The 16,074-nt window shown below is 62.3% G+C and carries 8 protein-coding genes and 1 pseudogene; 3 read left to right on the forward strand and 6 right to left on the reverse strand.

Annotated elements, in window-relative coordinates:
• Positions 1 to 21: 21 nt before the first annotated feature.
• The 4 genes and pseudogenes from mscK to AC515T_RS02565 all read right to left on the reverse strand — a co-directional run.
• Complete coding sequence (gene mscK, locus AC515T_RS02550; RefSeq protein ID WP_496531320.1) at positions 22 to 3,384, reverse strand: mechanosensitive channel MscK; 3,363 nt, start codon at positions 3,382 to 3,384, stop codon at positions 22 to 24.
• A 34-nt stretch (positions 3,385 to 3,418) separates the two neighbouring features.
• Positions 3,419 to 5,161 (reverse strand): potassium/proton antiporter, encoded by a 1,743-nt coding sequence (locus tag AC515T_RS02555; RefSeq protein WP_496531321.1) that lies wholly within the window; start codon positions 5,159 to 5,161, stop codon positions 3,419 to 3,421.
• Positions 5,162 to 5,366: 205 nt separating this feature from the next.
• Positions 5,367 to 6,239, reverse strand: coding sequence for a methyl-accepting chemotaxis protein (locus AC515T_RS02560; protein ID WP_496533065.1), 873 nt, complete (start codon positions 6,237 to 6,239; stop codon positions 5,367 to 5,369).
• 30 nt (positions 6,240 to 6,269) lie between these two features.
• Positions 6,270 to 6,992: pseudogene (locus AC515T_RS02565) on the reverse strand (MCP four helix bundle domain-containing protein); the annotation flags it as partial.
• A gap of 259 nt (positions 6,993 to 7,251) precedes the next feature.
• On the opposite strand from AC515T_RS02565, the gene AC515T_RS02570 reads away from it, so the two are divergent.
• Positions 7,252 to 7,482: a hypothetical protein gene (locus tag AC515T_RS02570; protein ID WP_496531322.1), complete on the forward strand. Its 231-nt coding sequence runs from the start codon at positions 7,252 to 7,254 to the stop codon at positions 7,480 to 7,482.
• Positions 7,479 to 7,781, forward strand: a complete 303-nt coding sequence (locus tag AC515T_RS02575) for a cell division protein ZapA (RefSeq protein WP_496531323.1) — start codon at positions 7,479 to 7,481, stop codon at positions 7,779 to 7,781. The genes AC515T_RS02570 and AC515T_RS02575 overlap by 4 nt, the downstream gene beginning before the upstream one ends.
• Positions 7,782 to 8,001: 220 nt before the next feature.
• Here the strand turns inward: AC515T_RS02575 and AC515T_RS02580 are convergent, their stop codons facing one another.
• Together AC515T_RS02580 and putA are read right to left on the reverse strand one after the other, a co-directional pair.
• On the reverse strand, positions 8,002 to 9,804 hold the full coding sequence (locus AC515T_RS02580) for an acyl-CoA dehydrogenase (RefSeq protein WP_496531324.1): 1,803 nt from the start codon (positions 9,802 to 9,804) through the stop codon (positions 8,002 to 8,004).
• A gap of 240 nt (positions 9,805 to 10,044) precedes the next feature.
• Positions 10,045 to 13,998 (reverse strand): trifunctional transcriptional regulator/proline dehydrogenase/L-glutamate gamma-semialdehyde dehydrogenase, encoded by a 3,954-nt coding sequence (gene putA, locus AC515T_RS02585; protein WP_496531325.1) that lies wholly within the window; start codon positions 13,996 to 13,998, stop codon positions 10,045 to 10,047.
• Between the two features lie 462 nt (positions 13,999 to 14,460).
• Between putA and putP the strand changes: the two genes are divergently transcribed.
• Positions 14,461 to 15,945 carry a sodium/proline symporter PutP gene (gene putP / locus AC515T_RS02590; protein ID WP_072407207.1) on the forward strand — a complete coding sequence of 495 codons (1,485 nt, stop codon included), beginning with the start codon at positions 14,461 to 14,463 and terminating at the stop codon, positions 15,943 to 15,945.
• The last annotated feature ends 129 nt before the right edge of the window (positions 15,946 to 16,074 follow it).

Below are 16,074 nucleotides of genomic sequence, written 5' to 3' on the forward strand. Positions count from 1 at the left end.
ACGCCCGCAGGCAACCCGCGATCAGTCGAGTTTGCCTTGCGGTGGCTCGGACACCGGCTTGATGCTGGCGACAGCCGACGGCACGGGCGGGATGGTCTTTTTGTCGGGTTCGGCAGGCACCAGTTTGTATTCCTGGCCTTGCATGTTCTTCAGATAGATTTCCATCTGCCGGAAGGAGATGTTGATGTGCTCCTTCTTGAATTCCCGATTGATGAAGCGGTTGATCTCGTCCAGCACCGGGTTGCGGTCACCGAGGTCGCGTACGTGCATGCGCAGCTCATGGTCCAGGGTGCTCTCACCGAAGTTCAGGAAGTACACGATCGGCTCAGGCTCCTTCAGCACGCGCGGGTTATCGCGAGCGGCCTTGAGCAGCAGTTCGCGCACCCGATCCAGGTCCGAGCCGTAGTCCACGCCCAGTTTCAGAGTCACTCGGGTGACGGTGTCGGTCAGCGACCAGTTGATCAGCTGCCCGGTGATGAAGGTCTTGTTCGGGACGATGATGTCCTTGCGGTCGAAGTCGGTGATGGTGGTCGCACGAATGCGGATCTTGCTCACCGTGCCCGACAGGTTGCCGATGGTGATGGTGTCGCCGATACGCACCGGGCGTTCGAACAGGATCATGATCCCGGAGATGAAGTTAGCGAAGATCTCCTGCATGCCGAAGCCCAGGCCCACCGACAGCGCGGCCACCAGCCATTGCAGTTTGTCCCAGCTCACGCCCAGGGTGGACAGGGTGGTGACGAAACCGAAGCCGGCGATCACGTAGGACAGCAACGTGGTGGTGGCATAGGCACTGCCCTGGGCCAGGTTCAGCTTCGACAGCACGAACACTTCCAGCAGGCCCGGCAGGTTGCGCGCCAGGGCGAAGGTGATGCCGATGATGATCAGCGCCCCGAGCATGTCGCCGATGCTGATGGGCACCATGCTCATGTTGGCGCCGGTGCCGCTGGTGTATTCGTAGAGGGTGATGTTGTCCAGGTACGAGAACACGCTGATCAGGTCCGACCAGACCCAGTACAGCGCAGCCATGAAACCACCTAGCAGGGCCAGGCGGATCAGGCGCAGGGACTGCTCGTTGACCTTCTCGATGTCCAGGGTCGGTTCCTCGACCACTGCTTCGCCGTCACCGGCTTCCTTGGCGGCCTGGCGCTTGGCGAGAGCGCGTTGGTAGGCCAGCCGCCGCGCCGCCACCGACAGGCCACGGACGAAGGTGGCTTCGATCACCAGCCAGAACATCAGCAGGTACAGGGTATTGATCAAGCGGTCGCTGAGTTTCAGGGCGGTGTAGTAGTAGCCGAAGCACACCGCGACAAACAGTGCGATCGGCAGTGCGGTGAACAGCACCCCGACGGCCTTGCGGAACAGTGAGGTGTTCCTGTGTGTCGGGCTGCTGAGCAACAGGCGGCTGAGCAACCAGGCCATCAGCGCGTAGCAGGTGAGCACCACCGGCATACCGAGCACGTCATCGGCCAGGGTCGAGGGTTGCAACTCGGCCACGGCCACCACGGCCACCAACGCCAGCACCACCAGCCCGAGCCGGCGGATCCAGCCTTGAAGGAATTCGACCTGGGGTTTCTCCCAGCGGAAATGCAACTCGGCCACGCCGCCTGGCGCCAGCACTCGATAGGCGGTGTAGAACACCAGCCAGGCCTGGCCGATCTGCAGCAGCGCCGCGCCGAGGTTGGCGTTCTGGCCGCGGGCGTCGATCTGCAAGGCATAGCCGCAGAGGGTCAGCCCCAGGGCCACCGGCAACGCCAGGAGGATATTGATCAGGATCGCCTGGGGGGTGTGCCACTGGCTGTCGCGCTTGAAGTGGCCAACGTCCTGGTGAACCTTGTTCAGGCGAGCATAAAGATGCTTGCGCCGCCACAGCAGGGCCCCGATCAGCAGCGCCAGGGGCAGGAACAGCAGGGGCCGCTGGGTCAGGCCATCGGCCAGTTCACTGAGGCTCGAGGCCCAGGGCAGCGAGTCGATCTGCTTTTCCAGGCGCGTCGGCACGGCCCGCATCCATTCGAAATCCAGCGGCTTGTTGCTGGGAATCCAGAACATCTGTTCTTCGAGGGTCGCCCGCAGGTTCTGGGCGGTGCTGAGCAGTTGCTTCTGGTTGAGCTGCAAGGTGATGGATTCGTTGAGCACCGCGCTCAACTCGCGGTTGAGGCGTTCCAGCAGGTCGACGCGGGTCAGTGCCAGTTCCAGCAAGGTCTTGCGCAGTTGCGGCGTGGCTTGTTCCGAAGGCTGGGAGGCCAGCAGGTTGTCGACGTAGGCGCTGGGGTTGTTCAGCAGCTCACGTTGCTGGCTGACTTCGAACTGGTACAGGCGGATGTCGGCGATCTGGTCGGCGAGGTTCTGGTCGAGCTTCAGGCGCGGCAGGGTCTGGCGCTGCTTGTAGAGAATCTTGGAAAGCAGCAGGCTGCCCTTGAGCACGCTGATCTGCTCGTCCAGGGCGGCGTCGGTCTGGGTCACGTTGTCCAGCAGTTGTTTGGTCTGCAGGTTCTGCTGGGTGACCTCGTTGAGGCGGTCGGTGCTTTTGAGCAGGTAGTCGGAGAGCTTCAGGTTGGCCGCGCTTTCGGTCGCCAGCAAGCTGCTGCCACCGGCCTTCTGGGCCTCGATGGATTGCTGGGTCACCGTCTCCTGGGATTGGGCCAGGCGCTTCTGGTTGATCAGGTTCTGCAGGTCCTGGATTTCCTGCTCCATGCGAGCGATTTTTTCCATCAGCAGATCGTGCTGGCCGTTGCCCAGGTCTTGCAGTTGGCTGTTGCCGGCCAGTTCCTGGCGGCGCAACGGGATCAGCGCATTGAGCGCCGCCAACTCGGCGTTGAGCTGGTCGCGCTGCTCGCCGCTCAAGGTCTTGCCGGCGTCCCGGCCGGCCTTGAGGATGGTATTGATCTGCTGGATGCGGGTCTGGCTGCTGGAAATTTCCGCCTGGGCGCGCTCGGGGCGGGTCTGGGCGGTGATGATCAGGCTGTTGGCATCGGCCAGGGCTTTTTGCAGGTCACTCTGCTGGGTGGAGCGATCCGAGAGCATTTGCTCGAGCTGGGGAATCGGCAGGTTGCCATAGCGTTGCGCCACCGGCACCACGGTGGTGCTCTTGAGCCGCGCCAGTTCGCGCTGGTTCTCGATGTTCTGCTTGGGGGCAGTGGCCAGTTGCTGCTTGAGCGCCTGCAGCTTCTGTTCGTAGTCAGCCTTGTTGTTGAGCTGGGTCAGCGTGTTCTGCAAGACAGCCTGCAGGGCTTTCTGGTCGGCTTCCGGCAGTTTGCGGTCGGCGATCTTGTCCAGGCTGGCCTGCACCGAAGCGCTGGCGGGAAGGTCTGCGGCTTGCACTGTGCAGACGGAGAGACTCAGGCCCAGCAGGGCAATGGTGATAAAGGAGCGCAGGGTAGGCATAGAGACCGGTCGAGCAAGTGAGAGTGGGAGCAGTTTAGAGGAACAAGCCGGGACCCGGGCGACTTCCTTCGGGGAATCTGACGCCCACTTTGCCGATCTTGTTCCCGTCCATGGCCGCGACGGTCCACAGGGTGTTGTTCCAATCCACCTGGTCGCCGACCACCGGGGCACCGCCGACTTTCTGGGCGATGAAGCGGCCCAGGGACATGTCCGGATCGATGCCGTCGAGCTTCAACCCGTACAGCGCGGCAACCGCGGCCAGCTGGGCGTCTCCTTCGAGTACGAAGTCGCCGAAGAAGCGCAAATCCAGGCCCCGTTGCGGCGCTTGGCTGAACAGTTTTCCAAGGGCTGGCAAATCGTGTTCATGGCCGATAACACACAGTAAATCATCGACTTCCAACACCGTACTACCCGACGGATGGAGCAGTTGTTGACCCCGAAACAGGGCGGCGATACGGGTGCCTTCGGGCATTTTCAGGTCCCGCAGGGGGGAGCCGATGCACCATTTTTCCGCGCCCAGGCGATAGATGAACAGCTCCCACTCGCTGGTGACGTGCACTTCCAGGGCGGCTCGGGAAATCGGCAACGGCTCGGGCGGGACGGTCACATGCAGCAACTTGGCGACCCACGGCAGGCTCGTGCCCTGCACCAGCAGCGAGACCAACACGATAAAGAACGCCAGGTTGAAATAGAGCTGGGCGTGGGGCAGGCCGGCCATCAGCGGGAACACCGCCAGGATGATCGGCACCGCGCCGCGCAGGCCGACCCAGGAAATGAAGGCTTTTTCACGACCATGGAACGCCTTGAACGGCAGCAGGCCCACCATGACCGACAACGGACGGGCAAACAGGATCATCCACAGCGCCAGCCCCAGGGCCGGCAGCGCGATCGGCAACAGGTCGTGGGGCGTGACCAGCAGCCCCAGCACCAGGAACATGCCGATCTGCGCCAGCCAGGCCATGCCATCGAGCATGTGCAGGATGCCGTGGCGGCTGCGTACCGGGCGATTGCCCAGCACCAGGCCGCACAGGTACACCGCCAGGAAGCCGCTGCCATGCAGGGCGTTGGTCAGAGCGAACACGGCCAAACCGCCGCTGATGACCAGGATCGGATAAAGGCCGTTGGCCAGGTTGATGCGATTGACCAGTTGCAGCATCAGCCAGCCACCGCCCAGGCCGATCACCGCGCCGATGCCGAACTCGCGCACCAGGTGCCCCAGCAGGCTCCAATGCAGGCCGGTTTCGCCACTGGCGAGCATGCCGATCAGGGTGACGGTGAGGAACACCGCCATGGGGTCGTTGCTGCCGGACTCGATCTCCAGTGTGGCGCTGACCCGCTCGTTCAGGCCCTTGCCGCCCAGCAGCGAGAACACTGCCGCGGCATCGGTGGAGCCGACGATGGCGCCAATCAGCAGACCTTGCATCAAGTTCAGGTTGAACAGCCACGCCGCCGCCAGGCCGGTCAGCCCGGTGGTGATCAATACCCCGACCGTGGCCAGGGACAACGCCGGCCACAGCGCCACGCGAAAGCTCGACACCCGCGTGCGCAAGCCGCCGTCCAGCAGGATCACCGCCAAGGCGAGGTTGCCGACCAGGTAGGCCGTGGCGTAGTTATCGAAAAGAATACCGGCGCCGTCGACACCGGCGACCATGCCCACGGCCAGGATGATCACCAGAATCGGGATGCCCAGGCGGGACGAAAGAGAACTGACCAGGATGCTCGCACCTACCAGCAACGCGCCGATCAAGAACAGGCTGTTGATGGTCGTTGCAGTCAAAGGCGTTACTCCGGGAAAACTGAGGGGCGGGCACAGACTGACCATGCAGTCTGCGTGCCAGCGATTCTAACCTGTTGAAATGTGATGCTGTCAAAAAAGGTTGGGGGACCGGGGTTCTGGGCGCAGCCCTTGTGGCGAGGGAGCTTGCTCCCCCGCCACAACAGCATTGATCGCTCACGGATTGTGAGCGATCAATGGTTTGCGGTTAAAGGCTGAACCGCCCAACCATGCTGTTCAGGTCCACGGCCAGGCGCGACAGCTCGGCGCTGGCGGCACTGGTCTGGTTGGCGCCGGTGGCCGATTGCACCGACAGGTCGCGGATGTTTACCAGGTTGCGGTCCACTTCACGGGCCACTTGGGCCTGTTCTTCGGCGGCGCTGGCGATCACCAGGTTGCGTTCGTTGATCTCGACGATGGCGGTGTTGATCGTGTCCAGGGACAGGCCGGCGCCGCGGGCGATGTTCAGGGTCGACTCGGCGCGTTCGGTGCTGTTGCGCATCGAGTCCACGGCGTGTTCGGTGCCGCTCTGGATGCTGCCGATCATGCGTTCGATCTCGCTGGTCGACTGCTGGGTGCGATGCGCCAGGGCGCGAACTTCGTCGGCTACGACCGCGAAGCCACGACCGGCCTCACCGGCACGGGCGGCTTCGATGGCCGCGTTCAGGGCCAGCAGGTTGGTCTGGTCGGCCAGGCCGCGGATCACGTCCAGCACTTTGCCGATGTCGCGGGACTCATCGGCCAGGTTGCCGATCAAGGTCGCGGTACTTTGCACGTCGGCGCTCATGCGTTCGATGGCGCTGACGGTTTCCTGCACCAGGTCGCGGCCGTCGCCGGCGGACGTGGTGGCGTGTTTCGATGCCTCCGACGTGCTGACGGCGTTGCGTGCGACTTCTTCCACGGCGCTGGTCATCTCGTTGACCGCTGTCGCGGCCTGTTCGATTTCGTTGTTCTGCTGGGTCAGGCCACGGGCGCTTTCGTCGGTGACGCTGTTGAGCTCTTCGGCGGCGGAGGCCAGTTGCGTGGCCGAGCCGGAGATCCGCTGCAGGGTGTCGCGCAGTTTTTCCTGCATGGTCGACATCGCTCGCAGCAGGCGGCCGGCTTCGTCGTTGCCATCGATCGTGATCGGCCGGGTCAGGTTGCCTTTGGCGATTTCTTCGGCGGCATCCAGCGCGTTGGCAATCGGCTTGGTGATGCTGTTGGTCAGCAGCCAGGCGAACAGCAGGGTCAGGCCGGTGGCGATGACCAGCAGCGTGATGACCCAATTGAAAGCAGTCGAATACTGTTGCGCCGCGGCTTTATTAAAGGCTTCGGCTTGCAGGTTGTTGATGTCCGTCAAACGAGCGAGCACTACGTTGATAGCGTCCGAATTGCTCATCAGCTCGGTGTTGAGCAGCGCCTGCAGTTCCGTGACCTGCTTGTTGCGCGACAGGGTTTTCATCCGCTCTTCGAGCTGGCGGTACTGATTGAGCAATTGGACGTACTGGTCATACGCCGCCCGTTCATCCGGGGCACTGATGAGTTTTTCATAGGCCGTCTGTGCGGCGCGGACTTGTTGGTTGCGTTGTTCGAGCAGATCCATGGTTTTCTGCTGAGTATCCGCTTCGCGGTTGGTCAGCAGGCGATAGGACAACACGCGCAGACGCAGGGTGAGCTGGGTAAACTCGTTCAGGGCCTTGATACTGGGTACGCTGTTTTGGGCGATGTTGTCGCCGGACACCCGAATTTTGCTCATCTGACTCAGGGCAAGCACCCCAAGGGCCAGCATCAGGGCGCCAATCAAGGCAAACCCCAGGAACGCCCGCGGCGCGATGTTCATATTACGTAGGGACATGGAAAGTACCGAAAGAAGAGGCGTCCGTGCGGGGCTGAGACTGCTGTTCCCTCACTTATCGGTCATACGCCTGAAGTCTTGAGGTGCTGTGGGCTTTTGTCGCAGGGCAACGCCTGCCACGCGACGAAGGGTAGGAACCAGATGCTTGAATCGCAGTCTCTACAGCTCGCGAGCCAAGCACCGTCACCTTTGTAAAGCGTGGCATCGGCGGTGACTTTTCTTTATCGTACGCGCCCCTTGGAAAAGCCTGGAAATCAATATGTTGGAAACATCCCTCAGCCAACTGGAGCAACTGGTCAACGACCTGGTGCAACAGAACCTGCACCTCACCGGCCTGAACGAAACCCTGAGCGCGGAACTTGCCAAGGCCAAGGATGAAAACGAAAGCCTGCAACTGAGCCTGATGGAACAGGAAGAACTGCACGGCGCCACCGCCGCCCGCATCCAGGCCCTGATCGAGCGCGCCAGCGCCGGTCCTGTCAGCGCATGACGCACGGCACCGATGGGGTGACGGTCATCTCGATCCTGGGAGAAGACTATTCAATCAAAGCGCCAGCCGGGCAGGAACAGGCCCTGTTGGACGCCGCTTCAATGCTCAAGGCCGCACTGGCCGACACGAAAAGGAAATACCCGACGCTGATCGGTGATCGCCTGCTGGTGTTGGCGGCCATGAACCTGTGTTCGCAACAGATCGAAATGCAGAAGAGCCATCAGGCGGAACTCGACCGTTACCAAGAGCAAGTCAGCGCCACGGTCGAGGTGATTGCCAAGACGATCCAGCAGGCCTGAAACCTAAGGACCAAGGGTTGATGGTGATCTCATTGTGGGAGCGGGCTTGCTCGCGAAAGCGGTATTTCAGTCGCAAATGATTTGCCTGATCCACCGCCTTCGCGAGCAAGCCCGCTCCCACAGTTAGATATCGGTGAGCACGAAATCTGCATTCACCACCTGTCCCCTGTGGGAGCGAGCCTGCTCGCGATTTGATGTCAGCCCCACCACAGGACCCGAATCAGAACCACTCATCCCGCATCCCCAGGCACGTATCATCCCGCGCCTCAAGAATCGCCAGCTCATGGTGGCACCCCGGCACTTCCCAGGTCAGGAAGTAGCGCGCCGCTTGCAGCTTGCCGTTATAGAAATCGCTGTCCGCGGCATTGCCCTTGGCCAGCCCTTCCTCGGCCCTAATCGCCTGTTCCAGCCAGCGCCAGCCAATCACCATGTGCCCGAACACCTTCAGGTACAGCGCCGAGTTGGCGAGGCTGCTGTTGACCTTGCCCTGAGCCAGGTCCGTCAGCAGGCCGAGGGTGACGGTTTGCAGGCGTGCCACCAACGCTTCCAGCGGCTGACGCAAGGGCGTCAATGATGGGTGCGCCTGGGCCCGTTCAGTGGTGTCGGCCACCAGGCGGATCAACTGCTTGAGTCCGGCGCCGCCGTTCTGCGCCAGCTTGCGCCCCAGCAGGTCCAGGGACTGGATGCCGTGGGTGCCTTCATGGATCGGGTTCAGGCGGTTGTCGCGGTAATACTGCTCCACCGGGTATTCGCGGGTGTAGCCGTGGCCGCCGAGAATCTGGATCGCCAGCTCATTGGCTTTCAGGCAGAACTCCGAGGGCCAGGACTTGACGATGGGGGTCAGCAGGTCCAGCAGTTCATGGGCGCGCCGACGCTCGGCTTCGCTGTCCAGGGTGGTGGTGTCATCGAACAGCCGGGCCGCGTACAAGCCCAGGTCAAACGAACCCTCGACGTAGGCCTTCTGGGTCAACAGCATGCGGCGCACGTCGGCGTGCTGGATGATCGCCACGGGGGCGGTGGTCGGGTCCTTGCTGTCGGGCACTCGGCCCTGTGGGCGTTCGCGAGCGTACTCAAGGGAATACAGGTAGCCGGCGTAACCCAGCATCACCGCACCCATGCCGACGCCGATCCGCGCCTCGTTCATCATCTGGAACATGTAGCTCAGGCCGTGGTGCGGTTTGCCTACGAGGTAACCGACACATTCGCCGTTGTCGCCGAAGTTCAGCGCGGTAGACGTGGTACCGCGCCAGCCCATCTTGTGAAACAGCCCGGCCAGCAGCACGTCGTTCCGCGGGCCGAGGCTGCCGTCGTCGTTGACCAGGAACTTGGGCACGATAAACAGCGAAATGCCCTTCACCCCCGGCGGGGCGTCCGGCAATTTCGCCAGGACCATGTGCACGATGTTTTCCGACAGCGGGTGATCGCCGCCGGAGATGAAGATCTTGTTGCCCTTGAGTCGATAGGTACCGTCGGAAGCCGGCTCTGCGCGTGTCCGAATATCCGACAGCGAAGAACCTGCATGGGGCTCGGTCAGCGCCATGGTGCCGAAGAAGCGGCCGTCGATCATCGGTTGCAGGAAACGTTGCTTCTGCTCGTCGCTGCCGAAGCTTTCGATCAGGTTCGCCGCGCCCATGGTCAGGAACGGATAGGAGGTCGAGGCGGCGTTGGCCGCCTGGAAATGCGCGAAGCAGGCCTGGGACAGCAACGTCGGCAACTGCATGCCGCCGGCGTCGAAGCTGCGCGCGGCATTGAGAAAACCGGCCTCCAGAAAGGCATCCACCGCCGGCTTGACCTCGGGAATCAGGATCGCCTGGCCGTTCTCGTAGCGCGGTTCGTTTTCATCATTCTTGCGGTTGTGGGGCGCGAAAAATTTCTCGGCGATGCTGCGGGCCGTGCCGAGGGCTGCGTCGAAGGTTTCGCGATTGTGTTCGGCAAACCGCTCGCGCTGGGTCAGGCCCTCGGCATCGAGGACTTCATACAGCTCGAAAGCCAGATTGCGGGAACTGAGCAACGTCTCGGACATGGCGGCCTACCTTTTTTTGGAATGGGCCGAGTCTAGGCGTGGGAATGGAGGCTGAACAGGATGATTGATTTGGGTGATGGAGGAGCGAGGGTGACGCTAATCAACTGTGGGAGCGAGCTTGCTCGCGATAGCTATCTCACATGCAACAAAGATGTTGGCTGTCAGGCCGCTATCGCGAGCAAGCTCGCTCCCACAGGGGCGGTGGGCTGAGCATCCATTGCAGATGCTCAGCGGTGTCGCTTAGCCGATGGTCATCAGGCTGGCGTTACCACCCGCCGCGGCGGTGTTGACGCTCAAGGCCCGCTCGATCACCAGGCGCTCCAGCGCCACGCTGGTTTCGCCTTGGGACAAACCGTGGACCCCAACGATGGCGCCAGCGCGTTTGGCCACCTGCTGGCAAACGCTGCGCAGTTGGTCCGAATCGCCGTGGTGCAGGACCGCGTCGAACAGCACATCGTCCTTGGTCCAGTCGGTAACCCGCTGGATGCGTGCCTGAAGCTCTTTCGGCAAGCGTGCGAACAAGGCCTTGCTGGTGTCGGTTTCCGGCCACACGGCCGAGCCGCCCACGGCCAGTACGGCGGCCAGTTGCGTCAGCAGGTCGCCTTCCACGTCGGCCAGGCACAGCACGTGCTCGCGCGGCAGGATGGCATAGCTGTTGCGTTCGCCGGTCGGGCCGGTCAACTGGCGGGTAATACCGCTTTGCGACTGGGCCGCGAACTGCACGCACAGGGCGCTCAGTTCGGCGAGTTTCTGGCTGTCGGCCCAGGCTTGCAACGCCGCCAGCGGTTTACCCATGGCCTCGCGCAAACGCAGGTCCGGTGCCGCCAGGGCATCGCCACGGACGAAGGATTGCTGGATCGCGTCGGTAGGACGTGTCGACAACAGGCGGTACAGGTACAGCGGACCACCGGCCTTGGGACCGGTGCCCGACAGGCCTTCGCCACCAAACGGCTGCACACCGACCACGGCACCGACAATGTTGCGGTTCACGTAGACGTTGCCGGCATGCACGTTGTCGATGACCTTGGCGATGGTCTCGTCGATGCGCGTGTGTACGCCCAGGGTCAGGCCGTAGCCGGAAGCGTTGATCTGGTTGATCAACTGATCCAGTTCCTTGCGCTTGTAGCGCACCACGTGCAGCACCGGGCCAAAGATCTCGCGCTGCAGTTCATCGAAGCTTTCCAGCTCGATCAAGGTCGGCATCACGAAGGTGCCGCGCTTGCATTCGTCACTGTCGGCGATTGCCATCTGGTAGACAGTGCGTCCCTTGTCGCGCATGGCCTGGATGTGTTTCTCGATGCCGGCCTTGGCTTCGGCGTCGATCACCGGGCCGATGTCCACGGACAGGCGCTCAGGATTGCCGAGGCGCGATTCGGCCATGGCACCCTTGAGCATTTCGATGACGCGGTCGGCGGAATCTTCTTGCAGGCACAGGACCCGCAGGGCTGAGCAACGCTGGCCGGCGCTGTCGAAGGCCGACGACACCACATCGATGACCACTTGTTCGGTCAGGGCCGAGGAGTCGACGATCATGGCGTTCTGGCCGCCGGTCTCGGCGATCAGTGGGATCGGGCGGCCCTGGTTGTCCAGGCGTCCGGCGATGTTGCGTTGCAGCAGGCGGGCGACCTCGGTGGAACCGGTGAACATCACGCCTTTGACCCGCTCGTCACCCACCAGGCGGGCGCCGACGGTTTCGCCGCGACCCGGCAGCAGTTGCAGGACGCCTTCCGGAATGCCCGCCTCGAGCATCAGGCGCACCGCCTGGGCAGCCACCAGCGGCGTCTGCTCGGCGGGCTTGGCCAGTACCGGGTTGCCGGCGGCCAATGCGGCGGCGACCTGGCCGCTGAAAATCGCCAGCGGGAAGTTCCACGGGCTGATGCAGACCACCGGGCCCAGAGGGCGGTGGGCGTCATTGGTGAAATCGTTGCGCGCCTGCACCGCGTAGTAACGCAGGAAATCCACGGCTTCACGGACTTCGGCAATGGCGTTGGCGAAGGTCTTGCCGGCTTCGCGGGCCAGCAGGCCCATCAGCGGCTGGATCTCGCCTTCCATCAGGTCAGCGGCACGTTCCAGGATCGCGGCGCGCTCGGCCGGTGGTGTGGCCTGCCAGATCGGTGCGGCGTTGAGGGCGCACTGGATGGCGTTGTCGACGTCGGTAACGGTGGCTTCCTGCACATGGCCGACCACATCGCGGTGATCGGACGGGTTCAGCACTGCGGCCGGGGTTTCTTCGCTGGCGGCGCAACCGAGCATCGGCACGGCTTTCCAATCGTTATGGGCGGTGGCCAGCAGGGCGCAGGACAGCGACGCCAGGCGATGCTCGTTGGCCAGGTCGATGCCGCTGGAGTTGGCGCGGTCGCTGCCGTACAGGTCGCGCGGCAGCGGGATGCGCGGGTGCGGCAGGCCGAAACCGCCTTCCAGGGTGGCCATCTGCTCGATGCTGGCCACTGGATCGGCCACCAGCTCCTGGATGGAAATCGACTGGTCGGCGATGCGGTTGACGAACGAGGTGTTCGCGCCGTTTTCCAGCAAGCGGCGTACGAGGTAGGCCAGCAGTGTTTCGTGGGTGCCCACAGGGGCGTACACACGGCACGGACGGTTCAGCTTGCCTTCGGAGACCTTGCCTACAACTTGTTCGTACAGCGGTTCACCCATGCCATGCAGGCACTGGAATTCGTACTGGCCCGGGTAATAGTTCTGACCGGCGATGTGATAAATGGCCGACAGGGTATGGGCGTTGTGCGTAGCGAACTGTGGGTAGATGACTTCCGGCACCGACAGTAGTTTGCGGGCGCAAGCGATGTAGGACACGTCGGTGTACACCTTGCGGGTGTAGACCGGATAGCCTTCCAGGCCTTCGACCTGGGCGCGCTTGATCTCGCTGTCCCAGTACGCGCCTTTTACCAGGCGGATCATCAGGCGGTGGCGGCTGCGACGGGCCAGGTCGATGACGTAGTCGATCACGTACGGGCAGCGCTTCTGGTAGGCCTGGATCACGAAGCCGATGCCGTTCCAGCCGGTCAGTTGCGGCTCGAAGCACAGGCGTTCCAGCAGGTCCAGGGACAGTTCGAGGCGGTCGGCTTCCTCGGCGTCGATGTTCAGGCCGATGTCGTATTGCTTGGCCAGCAGGGTCAGCGACAGCAGGCGCGGGTACAGCTCGTCCATGACGCGCTCGTACTGGGCGCGGCTGTAGCGCGGGTGCAAGGCCGAGAGCTTGATGGAAATGCCCGGGCCTTCATAAATCCCACGGCCATGGGACGCTTTGCCGATCGAGTGAATGGCTTGTTCGTACGAGGCCAGGTACTTCTGGGCGTCATGTTCGGTGAGTGCGGCTTCACCCAGCATGTCGTAGGAATAGCGGAAACCCTTGGCTTCGAACTTGCTCGCGTTGGCCAGGGCTTCGGCGATGGTTTCGCCGGTGACGAACTGTTCGCCCATCAGGCGCATGGCCATGTCGACGCCCTTGCGGATCATCGGCTCGCCGCTCTTGCCGATGATGCGGCTCAGGGAGGAGGTCAGGCCCGCTTCGTTATGGGTGGCGACCAGCTTGCCGGTCAGCAGCAGGCCCCAAGTGGCGGCGTTGACGAACAGTGACGGGCTGTTGCCCAGGTGCGGCTGCCAGTTGCCGGTACTGATCTTGTCGCGGATCAGCGCATCACGAGTGCCTTTGTCCGGGATACGCAGCAGCGCCTCGGCCAGGCACATCAGGGCTACGCCTTCCTGGGACGACAGGGAAAACTCCTGCAGCAAGCCCTGAACGATACCGGCACGGCCGCCGGCACTTTTCTGGTTACGCAGTTTTTCCGCAATCGAAGCCGCCAACTTGTTGGTGGCTTCGGCCATTTCCACCGGCAGGCGGGCCTGCTCGATCAGCATCGGCACCACTTCCGGCTCAGGGCGACGGTAAGCGGCGGTAATGGAGGCGCGCAGGACCGATTGCGGCAGGATGCTCTCGGCAAATTCGAGGAAGCATTGGTGAGCGTGGTCGACCTGCACATCACCAGCGTCCTCGCTGTCGGCGCGGGGTGAACCGTTCAGCTCGGTCAGGGTTGCACCACCCTCGAGTTTTTCCAGGTAATTGAAAATTGCCTGCTTGATCAGCCAGTGCGGCGTGCGATCAATCGAGGTTGCGGCCGCCTTGAGGCGTTCGCGGGTCGGGTCATCGAGTTTGACCCCAAGGGTGGTGGTAGCCATATTTTTATCCTCATGTTTACCACGTATGGCGTGGCATCAGCTGGCGGCAAGATTAGCTGCGCGATGATTGAGGTGCAACCGGGTGCAACCCTTTTTTTCCTGAAATGACAGGCAGCTCATCCGGAAGCCAGCGTGCCCCCGTCAATCCTGCACCGGCTTAGTGCTTGAGCTTCTAGCGATGCCCCTTTGACTGCACTAAAAGGGAGCAAAAAGCGGCGATTTTGCGATAAAACCGATCAGGTGCAACTTATTCGAACGAAACTGGTTGCACCTTATTTGATTTGTTGAATAGCATTCGCGGCCAAGGTGCAACCGGTTCCAAACCGAGGGGCATCGGCTGATGGCTTTCCTGGGGAAACATCAGTCATAAATTCGCGGGATTGCAAATCGTCGCTACAACGTCTGCGTTGTCGGCGCTTTCAACTGCCACCGCACCATAAAAACAAAGCCAGGGCGTAACTCATGAGTGTTAGTAATCCCACCTTGATCACTTTTGTGATCTACATCGCAGCCATGGTCCTGATCGGCCTGATGGCTTACCGCTCCACCAATAACCTTTCCGATTACATCCTGGGCGGTCGCAGCCTGGGCAGCGTGGTCACGGCATTGTCCGCCGGTGCTTCGGACATGAGCGGCTGGTTGTTGATGGGTTTGCCGGGTGCCATCTACATGTCCGGCCTGTCGGAAAGCTGGATCGCCATCGGCCTGATCGTCGGCGCCTACCTGAACTGGCTGTTCGTGGCCGGTCGCCTGCGGGTGCAGACCGAGCACAACGGTGACGCCCTGACGCTGCCGGATTACTTCTCCAGCCGTTTCGAAGACAAGAGCGGCCTGCTGCGGATCATCTCTGCGGTGGTGATTCTGGTGTTCTTCACCATCTACTGCGCTTCCGGCATCGTGGCCGGCGCCCGTCTGTTCGAAAGCACCTTCGGCATGTCCTACGAGACCGCGCTGTGGGCCGGTGCCGCGGCGACCATCGCCTACACCTTCGTCGGTGGTTTCCTGGCCGTGAGCTGGACCGACACCGTGCAAGCCACCCTGATGATCTTCGCGCTGATCCTCACGCCGATCATCGTGCTGCTGGCCACCGGTGGCGTGGACACCACGTTCCTGGCCATCGAAGCGAAAGACCCTTCGTCCTTCGACATGCTGAAAAACACCACCTTCATCGGCATCATCTCGCTGATGGGCTGGGGCTTGGGCTACTTCGGCCAACCGCACATCCTGGCGCGCTTCATGGCGGCGGACTCGGTCAAGTCGATCGCCAATGCCCGTCGCATTTCCATGACTTGGATGATCCTGTGCCTGGGCGGCACCGTGGCTGTCGGCTTCTTCGGTATTGCCTACTTCTCGGCGCACCCTGATGTGGCTGGTCCCGTGACCGAAAACCCTGAGCGCGTGTTCATTGAGCTGGCGAAGCTGTTGTTCAATCCGTGGATTGCGGGTGTGCTGCTGTCGGCCATCCTGGCAGCGGTGATGAGTACCCTGAGCTGTCAGTTGCTGGTGTGCTCCAGTGCCCTGACCGAGGACTTCTACAAGACCTTCCTGCGCAAGAGCGCTTCCCAGCTGGAACTGGTCTGGGTCGGCCGCGCCATGGTGCTGCTGGTGGCGTTGGTCGCCATTGCCCTGGCCGCTAACCCGGAAAACCGCGTTCTGGGTCTGGTGAGCTACGCCTGGGCCGGTTTCGGTGCCGCGTTCGGCCCGGTTGTCCTGATCTCTGTGATCTGGAAAAACATGACCCGCAATGGCGCGCTCGCCGGCATTCTGGTAGGTGCGATCACCGTGATCGTCTGGAAGCATTTCGCGTTGCTGGGCCTGTACGAAATCATCCCAGGCTTCATCTTCGCCAGCCTGGCCATCTACTTTGTCAGCAAGATGGGCTCGCCTACCGCGGGTATGCTGCAGCGCTTCGACGCGGCGGAAAAAGATTTTCGTCTGAACCAGTAAGGCCTTCAGCGCGGCCTTGACGGCGCGCTTGAAGAACATAAAAACGGCCCGTCTCCAATGGAAACGGGCCGTTTTTTATGCGCGGAATTTATCGAGCGCGCCTGTTGCCTGTGGGAGCGAGCCTGCTCG

It is taken from the genome of Pseudomonas sp. FSO-7 (genome assembly GCF_059579345.1).

Excerpts from the sequence above, each read along its gene's own strand:
- putA (WP_496531325.1), bottom strand. The coding sequence starts at position 13,998 with ATGGCTACCACCACCCTTGGGGTCAAACTCGATGACCCGACCCGCGAA.
- mscK (WP_496531320.1), bottom strand. The coding sequence starts at position 3,384 with ATGCCTACCCTGCGCTCCTTTATCACCATTGCCCTGCTGGGCCTGAGT.
- AC515T_RS02570 (WP_496531322.1), top strand. The coding sequence starts at position 7,252 with ATGTTGGAAACATCCCTCAGCCAACTGGAGCAACTGGTCAACGACCTG.
- AC515T_RS02560 (WP_496533065.1), bottom strand. The coding sequence starts at position 6,239 with ATGTCGACCATGCAGGAAAAACTGCGCGACACCCTGCAGCGGATCTCC.
- AC515T_RS02580 (WP_496531324.1), bottom strand. The coding sequence starts at position 9,804 with ATGTCCGAGACGTTGCTCAGTTCCCGCAATCTGGCTTTCGAGCTGTAT.
- putP (WP_072407207.1), top strand. The coding sequence starts at position 14,461 with ATGAGTGTTAGTAATCCCACCTTGATCACTTTTGTGATCTACATCGCA.
- AC515T_RS02575 (WP_496531323.1), top strand. The coding sequence starts at position 7,479 with ATGACGCACGGCACCGATGGGGTGACGGTCATCTCGATCCTGGGAGAA.